Origin of the sequence: Bacteroides galacturonicus, assembly GCF_003096855.1 — a bacterium.
GTDB classification, from domain to species: Bacteria; Bacillota; Clostridia; order Lachnospirales; family Lachnospiraceae; genus Lachnospira; species Lachnospira rogosae.
On the sequence record NZ_QEOA01000007.1, the window covers coordinates 52,799 to 71,945 of the forward strand.

At 37.8% G+C, this 19,147-nt stretch carries 24 protein-coding genes; 20 read left to right on the forward strand and 4 right to left on the reverse strand.

Annotated elements, in window-relative coordinates:
* The first annotated feature begins 100 nt into the window (after positions 1-100).
* From C7390_RS10680 to C7390_RS10700, 5 genes are read left to right on the forward strand one after another with little or no spacing between them, the layout of a single operon-like run.
* On the forward strand, positions 101-490 hold the full coding sequence (locus C7390_RS10680; RefSeq protein WP_032508084.1) for a conjugal transfer protein: 390 nt from the start codon (positions 101-103) through the stop codon (positions 488-490).
* Positions 477-2,930: a conjugal transfer ATPase TcpF gene (gene tcpF, locus C7390_RS10685; protein WP_116444191.1), complete on the forward strand. Its 2,454-nt coding sequence runs from the start codon at positions 477-479 to the stop codon at positions 2,928-2,930. The genes C7390_RS10680 and tcpF overlap by 14 nt, the downstream gene beginning before the upstream one ends.
* A complete protein-coding gene (locus C7390_RS10690; RefSeq protein WP_116444192.1) occupies positions 2,927-5,065 on the forward strand; it encodes a CD3337/EF1877 family mobilome membrane protein in 2,139 nt (712 codons plus the stop codon). The genes tcpF and C7390_RS10690 overlap by 4 nt, the downstream gene beginning before the upstream one ends.
* Positions 5,062-6,069, forward strand: a complete 1,008-nt coding sequence (locus C7390_RS10695) for a bifunctional lytic transglycosylase/C40 family peptidase (protein WP_116444193.1) — start codon at positions 5,062-5,064, stop codon at positions 6,067-6,069. Before C7390_RS10690 ends, C7390_RS10695 begins: the two co-directional genes overlap by 4 nt.
* Before the next feature lie 14 nt (positions 6,070-6,083).
* Entirely contained in the window at positions 6,084-6,986 is a 903-nt protein-coding gene (locus tag C7390_RS10700; RefSeq protein ID WP_116444194.1) for a conjugal transfer protein, read from the forward strand.
* A 75-nt stretch (positions 6,987-7,061) separates the two neighbouring features.
* On the opposite strand, the gene C7390_RS10705 is transcribed toward C7390_RS10700, so the two are convergent.
* Positions 7,062-7,592: a PadR family transcriptional regulator gene (locus tag C7390_RS10705; RefSeq protein ID WP_055158612.1), complete on the reverse strand. Its 531-nt coding sequence runs from the start codon at positions 7,590-7,592 to the stop codon at positions 7,062-7,064.
* A 128-nt stretch (positions 7,593-7,720) separates the two neighbouring features.
* On the opposite strand from C7390_RS10705, the gene C7390_RS10710 reads away from it, so the two are divergent.
* The 7 genes from C7390_RS10710 (at position 7,721) to C7390_RS10740 (ending at position 11,066) form a co-directional block, all read left to right on the forward strand.
* A complete protein-coding gene (locus tag C7390_RS10710; RefSeq protein WP_055158613.1) occupies positions 7,721-8,188 on the forward strand; it encodes a hypothetical protein in 468 nt (155 codons plus the stop codon).
* 129 nt (positions 8,189-8,317) lie between these two features.
* Positions 8,318-8,518 (forward strand): hypothetical protein, encoded by a 201-nt coding sequence (locus C7390_RS10715; protein ID WP_318295675.1) that lies wholly within the window; start codon positions 8,318-8,320, stop codon positions 8,516-8,518.
* A 117-nt stretch (positions 8,519-8,635) separates the two neighbouring features.
* Positions 8,636-9,085, forward strand: a complete 450-nt coding sequence (locus C7390_RS10720) for a LytTR family DNA-binding domain-containing protein (RefSeq protein ID WP_158293293.1) — start codon at positions 8,636-8,638, stop codon at positions 9,083-9,085.
* A complete protein-coding gene (locus C7390_RS10725; protein WP_006857579.1) occupies positions 9,078-9,491 on the forward strand; it encodes a hypothetical protein in 414 nt (137 codons plus the stop codon). The genes C7390_RS10720 and C7390_RS10725 overlap by 8 nt, the downstream gene beginning before the upstream one ends.
* Before the next feature lie 5 nt (positions 9,492-9,496).
* Positions 9,497-10,108, forward strand: a complete 612-nt coding sequence (locus tag C7390_RS10730; protein ID WP_055158668.1) for a methyltransferase family protein — start codon at positions 9,497-9,499, stop codon at positions 10,106-10,108.
* Between the two features lie 114 nt (positions 10,109-10,222).
* Positions 10,223-10,408 carry a cysteine-rich KTR domain-containing protein gene (locus C7390_RS10735; protein ID WP_081021270.1) on the forward strand — a complete coding sequence of 62 codons (186 nt, stop codon included), beginning with the start codon at positions 10,223-10,225 and terminating at the stop codon, positions 10,406-10,408.
* Between the two features lie 178 nt (positions 10,409-10,586).
* A complete protein-coding gene (locus C7390_RS10740; protein ID WP_055158669.1) occupies positions 10,587-11,066 on the forward strand; it encodes an MGMT family protein in 480 nt (159 codons plus the stop codon).
* 71 nt (positions 11,067-11,137) lie between these two features.
* Here C7390_RS10740 and C7390_RS10745 read toward each other — a convergent pair whose 3' ends face one another.
* On the reverse strand, positions 11,138-11,497 hold the full coding sequence (locus tag C7390_RS10745; protein WP_055158670.1) for a helix-turn-helix transcriptional regulator: 360 nt from the start codon (positions 11,495-11,497) through the stop codon (positions 11,138-11,140).
* Between the two features lie 498 nt (positions 11,498-11,995).
* On the opposite strand from C7390_RS10745, the gene C7390_RS10750 reads away from it, so the two are divergent.
* The 5 genes from C7390_RS10750 (at position 11,996) to C7390_RS10775 (ending at position 15,421) form a co-directional block, all read left to right on the forward strand.
* On the forward strand, positions 11,996-12,427 hold the full coding sequence (locus C7390_RS10750; RefSeq protein ID WP_044925118.1) for an RNA polymerase sigma factor: 432 nt from the start codon (positions 11,996-11,998) through the stop codon (positions 12,425-12,427).
* On the forward strand, positions 12,417-12,656 hold the full coding sequence (locus C7390_RS10755; protein ID WP_005423216.1) for a helix-turn-helix domain-containing protein: 240 nt from the start codon (positions 12,417-12,419) through the stop codon (positions 12,654-12,656). The genes C7390_RS10750 and C7390_RS10755 overlap by 11 nt, the downstream gene beginning before the upstream one ends.
* A gap of 457 nt (positions 12,657-13,113) precedes the next feature.
* On the forward strand, positions 13,114-13,308 hold the full coding sequence (locus C7390_RS10765) for a hypothetical protein (RefSeq protein WP_005423220.1): 195 nt from the start codon (positions 13,114-13,116) through the stop codon (positions 13,306-13,308).
* 104 nt (positions 13,309-13,412) lie between these two features.
* Positions 13,413-14,630, forward strand: coding sequence for a tyrosine-type recombinase/integrase (locus C7390_RS10770; protein ID WP_055158261.1), 1,218 nt, complete (start codon positions 13,413-13,415; stop codon positions 14,628-14,630).
* Between the two features lie 350 nt (positions 14,631-14,980).
* Positions 14,981-15,421, forward strand: coding sequence for an Hsp20/alpha crystallin family protein (locus C7390_RS10775; RefSeq protein WP_055177205.1), 441 nt, complete (start codon positions 14,981-14,983; stop codon positions 15,419-15,421).
* Positions 15,422-15,526: 105 nt separating this feature from the next.
* Here the strand turns inward: C7390_RS10775 and C7390_RS13925 are convergent, their stop codons facing one another.
* Positions 15,527-15,691, reverse strand: a complete 165-nt coding sequence (locus C7390_RS13925) for a DUF7724 family protein (RefSeq protein ID WP_456361688.1) — start codon at positions 15,689-15,691, stop codon at positions 15,527-15,529.
* A 275-nt stretch (positions 15,692-15,966) separates the two neighbouring features.
* Between C7390_RS13925 and C7390_RS10780 the strand changes: the two genes are divergently transcribed.
* Positions 15,967-16,944, forward strand: a complete 978-nt coding sequence (locus tag C7390_RS10780; RefSeq protein WP_318255848.1) for an AEC family transporter — start codon at positions 15,967-15,969, stop codon at positions 16,942-16,944.
* Positions 16,945-17,219: 275 nt separating this feature from the next.
* Complete coding sequence (locus tag C7390_RS13930) at positions 17,220-17,330, forward strand: helix-turn-helix transcriptional regulator (protein WP_090140441.1); 111 nt, start codon at positions 17,220-17,222, stop codon at positions 17,328-17,330.
* A gap of 483 nt (positions 17,331-17,813) precedes the next feature.
* Here the strand turns inward: C7390_RS13930 and C7390_RS10790 are convergent, their stop codons facing one another.
* The gene (locus tag C7390_RS10790) at positions 17,814-18,125 is read right to left on the reverse strand and encodes a hypothetical protein (RefSeq protein WP_090140439.1); all 312 of its coding nucleotides are present in this window, start codon (positions 18,123-18,125) and stop codon (positions 17,814-17,816) included.
* Positions 18,126-18,277: 152 nt separating this feature from the next.
* On the opposite strand from C7390_RS10790, the gene C7390_RS10795 reads away from it, so the two are divergent.
* The gene (locus C7390_RS10795; RefSeq protein WP_318295676.1) at positions 18,278-19,126 is read left to right on the forward strand and encodes a helix-turn-helix transcriptional regulator; all 849 of its coding nucleotides are present in this window, start codon (positions 18,278-18,280) and stop codon (positions 19,124-19,126) included.
* Positions 19,127-19,147 lie beyond the last annotated feature (21 nt).

Sequence of the window (19,147 nt, forward strand, 5' to 3'; positions counted from 1 at the left end):
CAGCACCGCCACTGGTGCTACTGTCAGCTTTTCTCTTGGGGCAGTCTGGAAAATCTGGCTGTCCCTGTTGTTATGAAAATGAAGAAAGGAGTATTTACAAGTGAAGAAAATCCGAAGTTATACAAGTATCTGGAACGTGGAAAAGGTACTGTATGCCATCAATGATGTAAACCTGCCATTCCCCGTGACCTTTACCCAGATTACATGGTTCGTGCTGACGGAATTTATCATCATTCTGTTTGCAGACCTACCGCCACTTTCTATGATTGAGGGTGCATTTTTAAAATATTTCGGGATTCCCGTTGCTCTTACATGGTTTATGTCACAGAAAACCTTTGACGGGAAAAAGCCATACAGTTACATCAAGACGATGGTTCTGTATGCCCTGCGTCCCAAAGTGACTTATGCCGGAAAAGCCGTGAACCTGCATAAGCAGAAATTTGAGGAAACTATCACGGCAGTAAGGAGTGTGACCTATGTTCCCGATTAAATATATCGACAATAACCTTGTCTGGAATAAGGACAATGAGGTGTTCGCCTACTATGAGCTGATACCGTACAATTATTCATTCTTATCCCCAGAACAGAAATACCTTGTGCATGACAGCTTCCGTCAGCTTATCGCACAGTCCCGTGAGGGAAAGATTCATGCGTTGCAGATTGCAACCGAAAGCTCAATCCGAAGCATACAGGAACAGTCAAAGAAGCTGGTAACGGGGAAATTAAAGGAAGTCGCCTATCAGAAAATAGACGACCAGACCGAAGCCCTTGTATCTATGATAGGCGACAATCAAGTTGATTACCGTTTCTTTCTGGGATTCAAGCTCATGGTCACAGAGGACGAAGTCAATCTGAAGAACATCAAAAAATCGGTATTTCTGACATTCCGTGAGTTTTTGAATGAGGTAAGGCACACGCTGATGAATGACTTTGTTTCCATGAGCAATGATGAAATCAACCGTTATGTGAAGATGGAGAAATTACTGGAAAACAAAATCTCCCGTAGGTTCAAAATCCGCCGACTGGAAGCCAAAGACTTTGCCTATCTGATGGAACACCTTTACGGCAGGGACGGGATAGCCTATGAAGATTATGTGTATCCTCTACCAAAAAGAAAATTAAAAAGAGAAACACTGATTAAGTATTATGACCTTATCCGTCCTACCCGTTGTGTGGTGGAAGAAAGCCAGCGATATTTGCGTCTGGAACATGAGGACAGTGAAAGTTATGTGTCCTACTTTACGGTCAATGCCATTGTCGGGGAGTTGGACTTCCCATCATCGGAAATCTTTTATTTCCAGCAACAGCAGTTCACATTCCCTGTGGATACTTCCATGAATGTTGAGATTGTGGGAAATAAGAAAGCCTTAACCACTGTCCGCAACAAGAAAAAGGAATTAAAGGACTTGGACAATCACGCCTATCAAGCCGGAAATGAAACAAGTTCAAATGTGGTGGAAGCCTTAGACAGTGTCGATGAACTGGAAACAGATTTAGACCAGAGCAAGGAAAGTATGTACAAGTTAAGTTACGTCATACGGGTGTCTGCACCCGATCTTGACGAACTGAAACGCCGTTGTGATGAAGTCAAGGACTTTTACGATGATTTGAACGTGAAGCTGGTACGTCCTGCCGGAGATATGATGGGACTGCATGGAGAGTTTCTTCCAGCCAGCAAGCGTTATATCAATGATTATATCCAGTATGTGAAATCCGATTTTTTAGCTGGACTTGGCTTCGGTGCTACCCAGATGTTGGGAGAAAATACAGGAATCTATATCGGCTATTCCGTGGATACGGGAAGAAATGTCTATCTGCAACCGTCCCTTGCCAGTCAAGGGGTAAAAGGTACGGTCACAAATGCGTTGGCTTCTGCTTTTGTGGGTTCGCTTGGCGGTGGAAAGTCATTCTGTAATAACCTGCTGGTGTATTATTCCGTCCTGTTCGGTGGACAGGCAGTCATCCTAGACCCGAAAAGTGAACGTGGGAACTGGAAAGCAACACTGCCGGAGATTGCAGAGGAAATCAACATTGTAAACATTACCAGTGATTCCAGCAATCAAGGGCTGTTAGACCCGTATGTGATTATGAAAGATGTCAAGGACGCTGAAAGTCTTGCCATTGATATTCTGACATTTCTTACAGGTATCAGCAGTCGTGATGGCGAAAAGTTCCCTGTCCTTAGAAAAGCTGTCCGTACGGTATCCCAGAACCAGAACCACGGGCTGTTGCAGGTTATTGAGGAACTGCGAAAAGAGGATACCGCCGTATCCCGTAACATTGCAGACCATATCGAAAGTTTTACGGACTATGATTTTGCACAGCTTTTGTTCTCGGACGGTTCAGTGGAAAATGCAATCAGTCTGGATAACCAGCTCAACATCATACAGGTTGCAGATTTGGTTCTGCCGGATAAGGATACCACCTTTGAGGAATACACCACGATTGAACTGTTGTCAGTATCCATCTTAATTGTTATCAGTACCTTTGCCCTTGACTTTATTCACAGTGACCGAAGTATTTTTAAAATTGTAGACTTGGACGAAGCATGGGCGTTCTTAAATGTGGCACAAGGAGAAACACTCTCAAACAAGCTGGTGCGTGCTGGTAGAGCCATGAACGCCGGAGTTTATTTCGTGACACAATCCTCTGGGGACGTATCGAAAGAAAGTCTGAAAAATAACATCGGTTTAAAGTTTGCTTTCCGCTCCACAGATACCAATGAAATCAAGCAGACCTTAGAGTTTTTCGGGCTGGACAGTGAGGACGAAAACAACCAGAAACGGTTGAGGGATTTGGAGAACGGACAATGCTTAATGCAGGATTTATACGGGCGTGTCGGTGTGGTACAGATACACCCTGTCTTTGTAGAACTGCTCCATGCCTTTGATACCAGACCGCCGATAAAAAGTGAGGTGGATTTGGAATGATGAAATCTATCACAAGAGAAAAGGTATTCCATGTACTGAAACTGGTACTGCTTGCCGTGACCGTTACGCTGGTACTGTTGTCCCTGCTTGGGACGGTAGCTCATGCGTCTGGACTGGTCGATGATACGGTCAATGCAGACAACCTGTATTCAAAGTATCCGCTTTCCAACTATCAGCTTGATTTCTATGTGGACAATAGCTGGTCTTGGCTACCGTGGAACTGGCTGGACGGCATTGGAAAATCGGTACAGTACGGGCTTTACTGTATCACAAATTTTGTGTGGACAATCAGCCTGTATCTTAGCAATGCCACAGGATATGTGGTGCAACAGGCGTATAAGCTGGACTTCATCAATGACATGGCAGACAGTATCGGGAAAAGTATCCAGACACTTGCCGGAGTGACCGAAAACGGATTTTCCAGCAGTGGATTCTATGTGGGATTCCTGCTCATTATCATTCTGATTGTAGGTGTTTACACTGCATATACAGGGCTTCTCAAACGGGAAACCAGCAAGGCACTTCACGCTGTTATCAACTTTGTAGTGGTGTTCATTGTGTCTGCGTCCTTTATTGCCTACGCTCCAAATTATATCCAGAAAATCAATGATTTCAGTTCAGACATCAGCACCGCTTCTCTGGACTTGGGGACAAAAATCATGCTCCCCGATTCACAAAGTAAAGGTAAGGACAGCGTAGACCTTATCCGTGACAGCCTGTTTGCGATACAGGTAGAAAAACCGTGGTTATTATTGCAGTTCGGGAACAGCGATACCGAAGAAATCGGGGCTGACCGTGTGGAAGCTCTGGTATCTGCCAGCCCGTCAGACGAAGATGGGGAAACAAGGGAAAATGTCGTGAAAACAGAGATTGAGGATAACGACAATGACAACCTTACCATTCCACAGGTCGTCAACCGTCTTGGCATGGTGTTCTTCCTGCTCATTTTTAATCTCGGTATCACAATCTTTATCTTCCTGCTTACCGGCATGATGTTTTTTTCCCAGATACTTTTTATCATATATGCCATGTTTTTACCTGTCAGTTTTTTGCTGTCCATGATACCGACCTATGAGAACATGGCGAAACAGGCAGTTGTCCGTGTATTCAACGCCATTATGACAAGAGCTGGAATCACGCTGATTGTGACTGTGGCATTTTCGATTTCCAGTATGTTCTACAACATTTCCACGGACTACCCGTTCTTCATGGTGGCATTTTTGCAGATAATCTGTTTTGCCGGAATCTACATGAAGCTCGGAGAACTAATGAGTATGTTCAGTCTTAATGCCAATGACAGCCAGCAGATAGGTCGCCGGATTTTCCGTAGACCGATGGTGTTCATGCGACACAGGGCAAGACGTATGGAACACAGGATTGCAAGGGCTGTCGGTGCTGGAAGTGTTGCAGGTGCGGTGGCTGGTGCAAGTGTTGCCAGAGCCGGAAAGCCAGCAACGAACCAACCGCCAAAGAAACGGGAAAATACCTCTGCCAGCATGGGAAGCCGTGTCGGTTCTGCGGTAGGTGCTGTGATGGATACGAAAAATAAAGTCCATGACAGTGCTTCCTCTCTGAAAGAAAATGTGAAAGACTTGCCGACACAGGCTGGTTATGCTGTCCACTCTGCAAAACAGAAAGCAAAGGATAATGTATCAGACTTTAAGCGTGGCGTTGTGGAAGAACGGGAAAACCGACAGGAACAGCGTACACAGAAACGCAATCTGCACAGGGAAAATATCTCACAGAAAAAACAGGAATTGCAGAAAGCACAGGAAGCAAAACAGACAGTTCATGCGAATGGATCAGCGACAGCCGGAGCTACCAGAAGCCATGAACGCCCTGTTGCCACACCTGTTCCAAAACCTGCACAGACCGATACGGTCAAAACGCCGGATATGAAACGTCCTGCTACTTCTCCTGTGATAAAAAATGCAGAAGTCAAGGCTGGAAAAGAAACTGTCCGAACCAATATCAGACAGGAACAGCAGGTTAAATCTGTTGCCAGAGCGAACCAGCCAAACGTAGCAGAATCCATCAGCAATCATAAGAAATCTACGGTACAGAAAACACAGGTCAACCAAAAACAAAATCGTAAGACTGTTACGAAGCAACCAGAGAAAGGACGGAAGAAATGAGATTAAAGCGTATCCTTATCATAGGTACGATATTTCCAGTCCTTTTCTCCATCGTCCTCTTTTTCGGGATATTGATTTCCGGCGAAGATGACGACAGTTCAAACAGCTATTCGCCTGTCTATTCTGGCATGAACCTGTCAGCTGATGTCCTCAAACATCAGCCGATGGTAGAAAAATACGCCAGAGAAAACGGTATCTCGGAGTATGTGAACGTCCTGCTTGCTATCATACAGGTGGAAAGTGGCGGTACGGCTACTGATGTCATGCAGTCCAGTGAAAGTCTGGGTCTACCGCCAAACTCATTAAGTACAGAAGAATCCATAAAGCAGGGGTGTAAATATTTTGCTTCCCTGCTTTCTTCCTGTAAAGCCAAAGGCATGAATGACATTAACGTGGTCATTCAGTCTTATAACTATGGTGGTGGCTATGCAGACTATGTGGCGAAGAACGGAAAAAAGCACAGCTTCAATCTTGCAGAGAATTTCGCAAAGAATAAATCCGACGGTACAAAAGTGACCTATACGAACCCGATAGCAGTCAGTAAAAATGGTGGCTGGCGTTATAACTACGGGAATATGTTTTATGTGGAGCTGGTCAACCAATATCTGACCGTGAAGCAGTTCAGTAACGAAACGGTACAGGCGGTTATGAATGAAGCGTTGAAATATCAAGGCTGGAAGTATGTCTACGGTGGCAGTAACCCGAACACCTCTTTTGACTGTTCTGGTCTTACCCAGTGGTGCTACGGAAAAGCCGGAATCAGTCTGCCACGAACCGCACAGGCACAGTATGACGCAACCCAGCATATCCCATTGTCACAGGCACAGGCTGGCGATTTGGTCTTTTTCCATTCCACCTACAATACCAGTGACTATGTTACCCATGTAGGAATCTATGTAGGGAACAATCAGATGTATCATGCCGGAAATCCAATCGGCTATACCGATTTGATCTCTGCCTACTGGCAACAGCACATCATTTGTGCCGGAAGAATCAAACAATAGAAAGGACTTGAAATATGTTTAAGAAGAAAGAAAAAACAGAGAAAGCACCTAAGAATAAGAAAGTGCGTACCATGAAAGTCGGTACACATAAGAAATCTGTTCTGCTGTTGTGGGCGGTGCTTCTGGCAAGCACCAGTTTTGGTGTGTATAAGAACTTTACCGCCATTGACACCCACACGGTACATGAAAAAGAAATCATTCAGCTAAGATTGAACGATACCAACGGTATTGAGAATTTCGTCAAGAACTTTGCGAAAGCCTACTACTCATGGGATACCAGCAAGGAAGCCATTGAAGCAAGGACAACAGAAATCAGTAAATACCTTACCAAAGAATTACAGGACTTGAACGCTTATACCATCAGAACGGACATACCAACCAGTGCGACCGTTACAAATGTGCTGGTCTGGAATATAGAACAGTCTGGAACGGACGATTTTACCGTTGCCTACGAAGTAGATCAGCAGGTAAAAGAGGGAGAACAGACACAGGCAGTCACAGAAAACTACACCGTGACCGTTCATGTGGATAAGGACGGTGCAATGGTCATTACCCAGAATCCAACCCTTGCTCCGGCGGTACAGAAATCAAAGTATGAACCGAAAGTACTGGAAGCAGATGTCAGTGTCAGTTCCGATACCGTCAAGGACGCTACCGCTTTCTTGGAAACATTCTTTAAGCTGTATCCGACAGCTACGGAAAAAGAACTTGCCTATTATGTCAAAGATGGTGTGCTTGCTCCTGTATCCGGCGATTATGTATTTTCGGAGCTGGTAAATCCTGTTTTTACCAAAGATGGCGATAATCTTAAGGTTAGTGTGTCTGTGAAGTATCTGGATAACAAGTCGAAAATGACACAAATCTCACAGTATGAGCTGGTGCTTCATAAGGACGATAACTGGAAGATTGTAGAATAAGTTTGTAAAAAAGGCTAAAAAAGGCTTGCGTCATACTCTATATAGTATGCTTCGCAAGCCTTATTTCCATATATTCTATTTTGTTGTAGCTTTAAAAAGTCGTTCTGTACCGCTAATTTCAGCTAAGACAATATCCGTCATACGTTGTAGATTGGCAACATGATATGGGTTAACTTGTTTTTCCCATTCTTCTGTATGTTGTTTTTGAATACCAGCAAGATATTCTTGTAAAACGGTCATACGCTGTTCTAACAGCGTCTTTTGTTCTTTTTCTGGTAAACAATCAAGGAAAAATGCTGTGATAGAAAAAATATTCGTATCATAATCGAACTTCAAAAAAGAAGTTCGCAAAGTCTCCAAAAATACTGCTTTTCCTTGTTCCGTGATTGAATAAACAGTTTTATCGGGCATATTACCGTCCTTCTGTATTTCACCAACGAGATATTGCTTTTTCTCTAGAGTTTTAATTGTGGCATATACAGTAGACGTTCCAATATTGAACCAATACTTGATATTCATGTAGTCTAAAGTTTTAACAATTTCATAGGCATTAAGTGGTTGATGAGTAATAAGCCCTAAAAGCATAGTAGCTGATTTTGATAACATATATTTCACACTCCTTGACAAATACAATGATTTAAGCTACTCTATATATAGAGTAGTATTATATTATATTACTCTAGCTTGATTATAACACGAATATCTGGAAAATGAAAGAGAAAGGAGATGTGCTTATGCCACAATTAAATAAAGGCGGAAAATTCGTATTTGGACTATCTTTGATACATGATGATTTAACCGTTCAATTTCCAACGCAAGCACTTGAAGAATATCAAGTGCTAAATGATGATAAAATCATTATCTTTACAGGAAGTAAGGTTACGGGTGGGTTTTGCGTAACGACATATCCTCTATTATCTAAGTCAAAATTAAGTCATATTTTACATGAGTGTCCACAGTTAGAAAAACAGTCTATTCCACGAGGAACATTGGTTACATATAAAGGACGGAAATATGCGTGGCTTCCTCTAAAGGAAAATGGTAGTATTCAGTTTACATCACAGCTATTAAAACAGTTAAATCTTGATATAGGAAATGAATTGTTGTGTATTAGAAGTAGCGATATTGCATTTACAATGGGGGCGAAAGGTCCACTTCTTGAAAAAGCTCATAACTATAATGGAAATATTGAACGATATTAGCGGGAAGGGATTTACTTATGACAGATTATAAAAGTTATACAGTATCGAAAAATAAATCCAGTTATTTAGTGATGGCTAGAAAATAAGATTACATGGGGGTATTACATGATCGGACTAAAAAAAGGAGATATGAAAAAAATCTTAAAGGCTGGTGCAAAGGCAAGCGGTGTCTCTGTATCGGAATTAAGGGAAAATATACAGGTTACTATTGATGAAGCCATGAACAGTACAGACCCAGAGGTACAGGCGAATTTCAAAAAGCTGTTTGGAAATAAGCGTCCCACGCCAGAGGAATATATCTATAAAATTACAAAGGAAATAAAACTTTAATTGAATAAAGTGGAATGTGGGTATTTTACATACTGTTAAGGGTATTTGAACTTAAAGTGCTTGCGACTGTTTTGGAGAAATATTAAACTTCTATTAAAGTACATGGAGGAAAGCATATTGAAACTGCAACTATTGGAAAAAAAAGATTTGGCTGAACCGGAAATAGATATACGATATTCAAGTATGACCCAACCTTTAAATCGGATTGTTCAATATATCCGTCAACAAGAATATCTTATACAAGGAATTTTTGAAAAAAAGCTGTATCAGATACCATTAAATGAAGTCTTGTATTTTGAAACTGTTGATAAAAAAACATTTATGTACACTCAACAAAAAATATTTGAATGTAAAAAGACACTTTCTGCTATTGAACAAGATTTAATAAGGTCAAATGTTGTAAGGATAAGCAAAACAGCCTTATTGAATATTTCTTGTCTGGTCTGTGTTAAACCTTACCCTAACCACAGATTATTGGCAGAACTTAACAATGAAGAAAATCTAATTGTTTCAAGAAAATATATTCCTATTCTAAGAGATAAGATAAGGAGTGGCTATTATGAATAAATTTTTAAGGACATATCTTCCTGCATTTTCTATGGCATTTACATTTATTATTTTGTATGCAACGATAAGCAATATTATAGCAGGATATTCTAAAGACAGATTTTGTTTCTTTATTTTGCAGGTGTTTGTTTATCTTATGGTGTCAGTGATTGTCGATTGGCTTCTATCATTTATAGATTTTAGCAAATATATATATCACTTTATTGCTGAAATGATTATATTATATCCAATAACCATTGGTGTGGCATTTATAGGTAAATGGTTTGCGTTTAGTGCAATTAACATTACATGGTATTCATGTGTCTATATTTTAATTATGATAGCTATTCATTGCTATTTTTATCATATTTCCAAAAGACAAGCTGATGAAATAAACAATTTTTTAAAATTAAGGAATAAGAGGTAATAGTAATGGGCGATATGACAAAATTTAATAGTGCTATTGAATATTATATATTTAATGTGTTGCTAATGTGTTTACTTATTTCCGAAATATTTATTTTCTTTTATACACGTTCAAAGCAAAATAGAACTGAAAAAATTGACACTAGAGATTTAGGAACGAAATGGTTGTTATATTTAAATTTTGTATTTTGTTTGATAATTAGTTTTCTATGTATCAGTCAAAAAGCTCCATTTTGCATAAGAGAATTGACGTTGCCTGCTTACTTTGCAAAAATTGGTATGTTAATTATAGCAGTCGGGATTTGTATTCGTATAAAAGCTGTTTTAACTTTAAAAAAGGCATTTACATTAAATGTTCAGATTAGTAAAGAACAACAGCTAATAACAAATGGTATGTATAAATTTGTACGCCACCCTGCCTACACTGGAAGTATTCTGTCATTATTGGGCGTGAGTATTGCGTTAAAGAATATCCCTGCTATATTGATAGTTGCTATTTGTAGCTTTGTTTGCTATCAAATAAGAATAAATGTTGAAGAAGCAGTTTTACAAAAATATTTCAAAGAATATAACTTATATAAAGAAAAAACATATAAACTTTTTCCGTATATATATTAAAATTGCTGATGTCTTGGAGATAACTTTAGTAATGGTATTGACTAGTTATTTTTATGAAAAAATAAAATTTGTAGAATAAATTTGTAAGATTAAGCGAATATGAGAGGAGCTTTTATGAGTAATCAATCATGGGTGTTTTGCCCTATTTGTAACAATAAGACACGAACCAAAATACGGAACGATACAGAATTGATAAATTTTCCGTTATTCTGTCCGAAGTGCAAACAAGAAACTATAATCAATATGAAACGTGGAAATATAATTATCAGAGAGCCAGACGCTAAGACGCAGAGCCGATAATTTGTAAGTTATTGTAACTTATAGATTGTCGGCTCATTTTTTAATTCCATGATTCTGTGTTTAGTTATGATATAGCATGAATTAAGAAATATACAAATCGAAAATCAACAAATTTTTCAAACAGTCTCATTGCATAGGAATGACAAACAGATTATTCTTAAAGCAGGAGGTGGCAGAAATGGCAAACGAAGATAAAAAAGATTTTAATGCTATGTTGCACGATAACAAGGATATGCCAAAATTTCAAATCATTACAGACCAGAAAAGCATTGAAAAATATGGTGGAAGTAAAATGTATTTTGCTCCGCCAATTGACTATGACAGAGTAATGAAAAAAGTCCCTTATGGTAAAGTGATTACTGTTGGGACAATACGAGAATACTTTGCGGAGTTGAGTGGTGCAGATTTTACAGAACCGATTACAGCAGGAATTTTTGTTTCTATTGTGGCATGGGCTAGTTATCAGCGTTCCGAAGATGAAACGCCTTATTGGAGAACATTAAAAGCGAACGGAGAACTGAATGCTAAATATCCAAATGGCATTGAGGCACAAAAAGAAAAATTAGAATCAGAGGGACACACTATTATTCAAAAAGGGCGAAAAAATATACGGTACTATGTAAAGGACTATGAAACTTTTCTCTTTGATTTGAAATAGGTAAGTTTTTCCTTTCATGTTCATAGGTGTTAAAGTACCTGTATAGAAAAACAGAGAAAATAAGAAGCAAATTACTTCTTATTCTCTCTGCTGTTCAAGATACCGTCAATCGTACCTTGAATAATTTTTAATTCGTTATCACTCAATAAATCAAGTGACGAATCTATCTGACGGCGGGTTGTGCTTTTTTCAATATTTTTTGCTGGATAGAAATACTCGTCAACAGATATATTGAACATGGTAACTAAATCATGGAACAACTGAAAGCTAGGGTGTTTCCCGATATTTTCAATATCTGCGATATGACGTTCTCCGTAAAAGACTTTATCGCCTAAATCATTTCTGGAAAGCCCTGCTTTCTCTCTGGCTTCTCTGATTGCCAGTCCTAAAGGACGAAAATCAAAGCTGTGTGTATCTTTCTTTTTTCTCATTTTTAATCACCTAGCATGAGTTTATACTTCATGTCATGTGATTAGAATGTGTTAAAAACTCATATTATATGCACTGTAAATTCAAACAAAAATATTACCTCGTTCGGTAAATAAAAAAAACCGTTCTGTGGGTAATCTGTTTTATAATGTCCAAAAATATTAGGACGGTTTTGGTATAACCAGAGCTATCCTTTTTCTATTTTCACAGGCTTGCTCGGGTCAAGGAGCAATTTGTGATTCTAAGTAAAACAGGCAATCTATACCGACAACCGAATTTATTCCGTCTTTTTCTTAGTACATCATCAGTCCTTGAACATGAATTAAAAACTCATATATCAGATGTTTTAAAAACAGTCTATTTGTTATTGGTGCAAATAGGCTGTTTTCATATTTACAAAAATTTTTTTCAATCCTGCAACAAATCACACCTTGCCGTACAGATATGGTGCGGAAAGAGGGATACATACTTTTCACTTCATAGCGAAAGGGGGTGTGATTTTGAAACCATCAGACTTCCAAAAGACAATACAGTGTCAGTTTGACTGTAAGCTCAAAAAGGTTGTGAAAGGCATTGTCCGTAACTACCGCAAGGAATTAGCCAGACGACAGGCAAAAGAAGTATCCTTTTGTGAGCTTCCAGAGATTGTTGTTGAGAAATTGATTGTATGGGACGATTACGAAAGTGAATATACAACATTCGATGTGTGCGGTACAGAAATCCGTGTACTTGATGAAGAACTTGCAGAAGCACTGAAACAGTTGCCGGAGCAGAGCCGAAACATTGTATTGATGTTTTTCTTCTTGGATATGAGCGATTCGGAGATAGGCGAAAAGCTGAACATCAACCGAAGCACATCATACAGGCACAGAAGAAATTCACTTGAAGAAATCAGAAAGCAGTTAAAGGAGAAGAAAACAAATGAAGAATAAGCAACACACACTTCCATCATTTTTTCTCATATCATCAGCCGTGGACGGTAACGAAAACGCCATAGAAAAGCTGTTGCTGTTCTATGAAGCCTACATATCAAAATGCTGTTTACGCCCGTTTTACGATGAATACGGCAACGTATACATTGTGGTTGATATGGAATTAAAGGGACGTATCAGAGAAGCCCTTTTAAAAATGATATGTGAATTTGAAATAGACGAACATTAAGTAATATTTGAGCGGAGCATGATTTAACAAACTCCTCTCTTTCCTGTTCCGCTTTTTCTTATCATACTGTATCAGTTCATTTGTAAAAATGAATTGATACAGGCTGACAAGAGCCTAACAGTTCTTTGACAAGTGAATAAAGCAGTCAGATACGTTTGTGCTTGCAGTGAGCCATCAGAGGTTGTACGCCGTGACTTTTCCAATCGGGAGATAGCGATTCATGCAATGATCTGGGAGCGACCGTTGGAAAAGTCGTTCTGCCATGACCTGCAACACAGGATAATGATACACCCGTATGACACGGTTCAGCCCACAGGAATGGGAATGGTTGAGATACCAGCGGAGCTTGCCGAAGCCGTCTGATTGCTTGTAAAAAGCACATGGTAAAGGAGAGTGATACTTTTACTGGTGTGCAGAAAATGACGATAATACAGGTCGGTAAAAGGAGGACTGACAGATGAACAAAACAAAAGAAAGACCAACCTCACAGCCGATAACGGTAAATATAGATAAATTATCTGCAATGTTATCTTGTGGTCATGCTACTGCAAGAAAGATTGGAGAACAGGCAGGAGCAAAAATTGTGATTGGACGTAGGGTTCTTTATTCGGTAGAAAAAGTTAAAAATTACCTCTCATATCTGGAAGAATAACACCCTTTTTCATTTATGTTTCTTGTGATATATGGTATAATATTTACAGACATAACCACGTCATGAGAACAAAAAGAGGGCTATTACAGAAAGGAATGTTTCTCATGGCAAATAGCAGAAAAGACCATAAAGGAAGAAAATTAAGAGAGGGCGAAAGCTGGCGTAAAGATGGTAGATACAGTTACCGTTATACAGATATAAGAAGCGGAAAGCGTCTGACAGTATATGCAAGAGATTTACCGGAATTAAGGGAAAAGGAAAAGCAGATTGCAAAAGACTTGGAAGATAACATTTTAACGGATGGAGCAATCAAAAAACTTACTCTTAATAAATTGTTTGAAAGATATATGTCTACTAGGGAGCTGAAAGAATCCACTAGAGCAAATTATCTGAAAACATGGGAGAATCGTGTCAAAGATGAAATTGGAAACATCAAGGTTGTTCAGATTTTACCATCACACATCAAATCGTTTTACTCAAAACTTTCTAAAGCAGGATACGCATATTCTACAATAAAATTTATTAACAATATGATTTATCCGGCACTGGAAATGGCTGTTGATGATGATATTATCCGCAAAAATCCGGCAAAGTTTTCTATCAGTGATTATGGTAGACAGGCAGAAGAACGTATTGCCTTAACAGTTTTACAACAGGAAAAAATGCTGGAATTTGTGAAAAATAATCAAGTATACAATACCTATTATCCAATGCTTAGAATCATGTTAGGAACAGGTGTAAGGTGCGGAGAACTGATTGGATTGACTTGGGAAGATGTAGATGGCAGAACAAAAGTGGTAAGTATTGACCATCAGTTGATTTATAAAGATTTAGGAGATGGCTATAAATTCCATATTTCCACGCCAAAGACAGATTCTGGAATCCGAACTATCCCTATGACATCAGATGTACAAAGAGCATTTGAAGAACAAAAGAAATTAAACTTCATGCTTCAAAAAGGAAAAGATGTTGAGATAGACGGTTATAAAGGATTCATTTTCATGGCGAAGTCCGGCAGACCGCTCATGCCTAATGCGATAAACAATATCTTATATAATATTGTAGACGCATATAACAAAAAAGAAGTTCAAATTGCAAAGACTGAACATAGAAACGCTGAATTGTTACCAAAGGTATCCGCTCACATTATGCGACATACGGCTTGTACCAGAATGGCAGAAAAGAGAATGGACGTAAAAGTTCTTCAATATATTATGGGACACGCCCACATAGACGTAACGATGGACGTATACAACCATGTAAGTGAGATGTCCAGAATTGAGAGCGAAATCACAAGACTGGAAAACGTAGCAATTAGCTGACACCAAAAATAAAAAATTGGTGTCAAAATGGTGTCAAATCAAGAAAAAGTGATGATTATAAGGAAGAAAAAGTGTTGCAAACCCCGTAAATCAAGGTTTGCAAAAAAAATCTCAAAAAATTAGCACTCACCTATTGACAGTGCTAATAATTAGGTATATAACATAACCAGAACAAAGGAAAGGGAGTTAAGAAATAGTAATTAAGATAACACCATTCCAGATGTTCCAAAGAAACAAGGTAATAGTTCAGATGAATATGTAATCCTGGGGATTGGTTATTTATATATCCGATCCGAATGAACGAAAGGTTCAGCCGAACAAATAGTTTATTAAAAAAGGAGCGATGACTTATGTTAATGCCTAGTATTTTTGGAGAGAATTTATTTAATGATGATTGGATGAACTTCGGATTTCCTGAAGTTGAAAAAGCTTTGTATGGTAAACACGCCAGCCACGAAATGAAGACTGATGTCAGAGAAACCGATTCCGGCTATGAAGTTGATATTGATTTACCTGGCTTTAAGAAAGACGAAATCAATATACAGCTTGATAATGGATACCTTTCAATCAGTGCCGCTAAGGGTCTTGATAAGGACGAGCAGGACAAGGAAGGCAAGTATATCAGAAAGGAACGTTATGCCGGCTCTATGAGCAGAAGCTTCTACGTTGGTAATGCAATTACTCAGGACGACATAAAGGCTAAATATGAAAGTGGTATTTTAAGACTTTCTGTACCAAAGAAAGCTGCTGAGGAAATTGAAAGTGCTAAGAGGATTGCTATTGAGGGATAATCCGTACAGAAATGTGTGAATTGGACTAATTGATAGTGCACTTAGCATCTGTGACTGCTGTTGCTAATGTAGTCCTTAGCCAAGATATGAGTTGTAATTGAATAATTAAGAAATGCCAGTAACTAAGGTTGAACTTAGAGACTGGCATTTTTTATATTTTGCCATAACAAGATATCCATTATCCCACTCAACTACTTTCGTATATCTCTCCAATTTATCAGAAATGATAAAACGAACTCTTTGATTATTAAATTCAAAAATTGTACACACAGAACACCTAAAACGGAATATAATGGTGTGAACACGCTATTTTATAGGAGTTTGAGATGTTCGAGGATTGCGGGAATTGCATAGCAATGAAGCAATCCGGTTACATCAGCGAGTAGCAAAATTTACTTTTGACACTCTCATCATTTATATTGTATCATTAGATTTAATGATGCCGGTGTCAAAAATCCACGGCTTTAACGCCTACGGATTGTTCCGTGCTACGCACTATTATATTTAATTTTAGCAGAATCAGTATTGTGAAAATGGAGGGCAGTATGGCTATTGTTGTTGCTGAAAAAATAATTGAAATGGTTTTTATAATGCTTTGCGGAATAGTTCTATATAAAACTGGTCTGATTGATTATAAGACTGTTCCAAGGCTGTCAAACATTCTTCTTATGCTGGTTTCACCTCTTATGATATTCCAATCTTACCAGATGGACTTTGATGGACATCTTATGTGGGGGCTTGGTCTTACACTCATTGCAGCTTTAACAACATTTACAGTTATTATAATATTAACAAATATACTAATCAGAAATACTGAATATAGCAAAAACGGTATAAGTATAAGTTCTGATTATAACCTGCAAAAAAACAGAATTCCAGTTGAGAAAATTGCCCTTATATATTCAAATAGTGGTTTTATAGGACTACCTCTTATCAATGGCGTCATTGGCCAGGAAGGGGTTTTCTATATGACAGCTTACCTTACTGTATTCAATCTGTTATTATGGACACACGGCGTTATAGTCATGGGTGGAGCAGGTGACTTAAAAACTATATGCAGGAATCTTTGCACACCAACCATTATAGCCATATTCGCTGGTGTTATATGCTTCGTTACTGGCATAAAAATACCTGCTGTTATAGATAATCCTATTCAATACATAGCCAATATGAATACGCCACTTGCTATGCTTATAGCTGGTTCTAATCTTGCACAGAGCAATATTGTAAGCAGCCTCAAGAGCCTGCGTATGTACTATCTTTGTGCTCTTAAGCTCATCATATTTCCTGTAATCGGTATGATTATTCTTTATATTTTCAACTTCCAGAGCTTTGATTTTAATGTACCGTTTACCGTATTCATAGGAATGGCCTGCCCTGCCGGAGCATCTGCTATTATGTTTGCAGAAAGATATAACAAGGATTCACTTTACGCGACAGAAATATTCGTGCTTACAACTATATTGTCACTCATTACAATACCTTTGTTGTCAATATTTGCGATAAAGCTGTTTGGTCTGTAAGTGAATTATGAAGCCTGTCTGTAAAGTCTATCTATGAAGCACGTCTGTAAAGCCTGTCTATAAGGTATGTCTGTGAAGTCTTTTTATGAAGTCTTAGAACTACTTACTGGAATAATGATTTTGGCAAATACTTATGTATGCAGCACTTGCTCTTGACTGTCTCCTTGCAGTATCAGACTTTGACTTAACCTGTTTTAAACTTGGATATACACCCTTTTCCACTCTCTCAGATTTAACACCTATTTTCTTATAAATACATGCTCTAATAGTTTCTTGTGGATTATCAGGATGATATTAATGCAGATATTATCTGTAAAAAATTTGGCTTTTCCCAGTCTCACTTTTCAAGATTGTTCAAGCAGAATACAGGGGAATTATCTCTTTGAGAACTAGAATTATCGTTTTGATATCCTAAAAAGCCCATAAATAGGGGATTTATATCTGGTAGTGTTACATATCTGTTGTATGCGTAGCACTACCCACAGATTTCCAGAACTGCTCATTACTTTATTGAAGAAAGAATATTATTCCATCTCAATGCCAATGTTATTAAATGTGTCGACTTCTAAATCCGCAAGTATCATATTAACTCTAATATATCAACCATCCGCAACAAATGCTTACACCGCCGTAATACTAGCATTTTTAATTTTAGTCTCTGATAGGTTTTCATTCCACCTGACTGTACATTCTGTTTCATAATGATATTTTATAAAATCAATTTGAGCTTTGACCCGCACTTTTGCCCCTTCCTTATTAAGGCTTAGAAGCTCAGATGATATCCATTTAAACTTTGCCTCTTCATCAGATGACCACTCATAGCCAGCGATAAAATCACAGCTATATAAGCACTTATCCTCGTGCTCAGCTTATATTTTTTCATCTGTTAAATCTCCCTTTATATTTCTACACTGTAAACGATATCCATGAATCCTGACAATACTTACTATAAGCAGTGCCAATACTACAATATAAATAATCAGGCTCATCATTACCGTGTCAGGAACTTTAAAATTAACAAATGCTATAATCAAGGCAAACACAATGTCGGCAGCAGCTATAAAATACCATTTATGTATATTCCGTTTATAATCTTTAATAAGTTCATTACTATTCATTCCCTTATCATTATAACCAGCATCAAGTTTATAAATGTTAATTGGCATTCTCTCATCATTCATTACTAATCCCTCCGCAAAAAACAACTGCTTAGTTACATATGTATTATACATTATTAATTTGTCGCTTTCTTTATAAAAAATATCACTTTACAATTAGAATTTAAGATATTATGCTATTTTATATTTAATATCATTAGATGGAAGTAAAATGTATGCCAAGACCTATAAAAGATTGTAATAATTTTGAAATAAACAGAAGTATCGTTTATAACGGAAAAGATATTAATTTTCATATGCCATCAATGAGTGCATGTATAAAACATTATGAGATTGGTTTTCAGATATCTGGCAGTCATCATGTATACTCAACTGATGGAGAGTGGGATATTCTCAGAGGATATGTTGGAACAATGCCTCTTGGATTACATCACCAGACCTTTTATACCAGCAATGAAACGCATAACAGCATACTTATTAAATATTCATTTGATATAGCTGATTATATAAAGTCAGAAATATCTGCTGTTTCATTTAACAGATTCTACGCTGAAAAATACCACATTCTGAATCAGGAAGACCAGCAAGTTGTCCGGAATATTTTTGAAAAGATGCTGACTGAGTATAATATTAATTCACCATACTCAGATTCTAAATTAAAGGCATTGCTTACATACTTAATTATATTTATTATTGAGCATGAGTTATCTCATGATATAAACGGCAGCCAGGGCAAGAAAATAAACAAAAATATCAATGATGTTATGAGATATATAGACTCTAATTATATGACTGATATAAATGTGGATAATATTTGTAAATTATTTAGCTTTTCCAGTTCTCATTTTTCAAGGCTATTCAAACAAAATACAGGAGAAGCTTTTTCAAGATATTTATCTAAGGTAAGATTAGAACATGCTATAGTTTTACTGTCAAATACTGACAAACCAATAGATCAAATTGCATATGAATGCGGATTTAAAAGTACCAGCTACTTTAGTTATTCATTTAAAAAAGAATTCCTTGTTTCACCGCTTAAGTATAGGATGCAGATGAAGGGTTAATGTAATTAATGTCAAAAAACA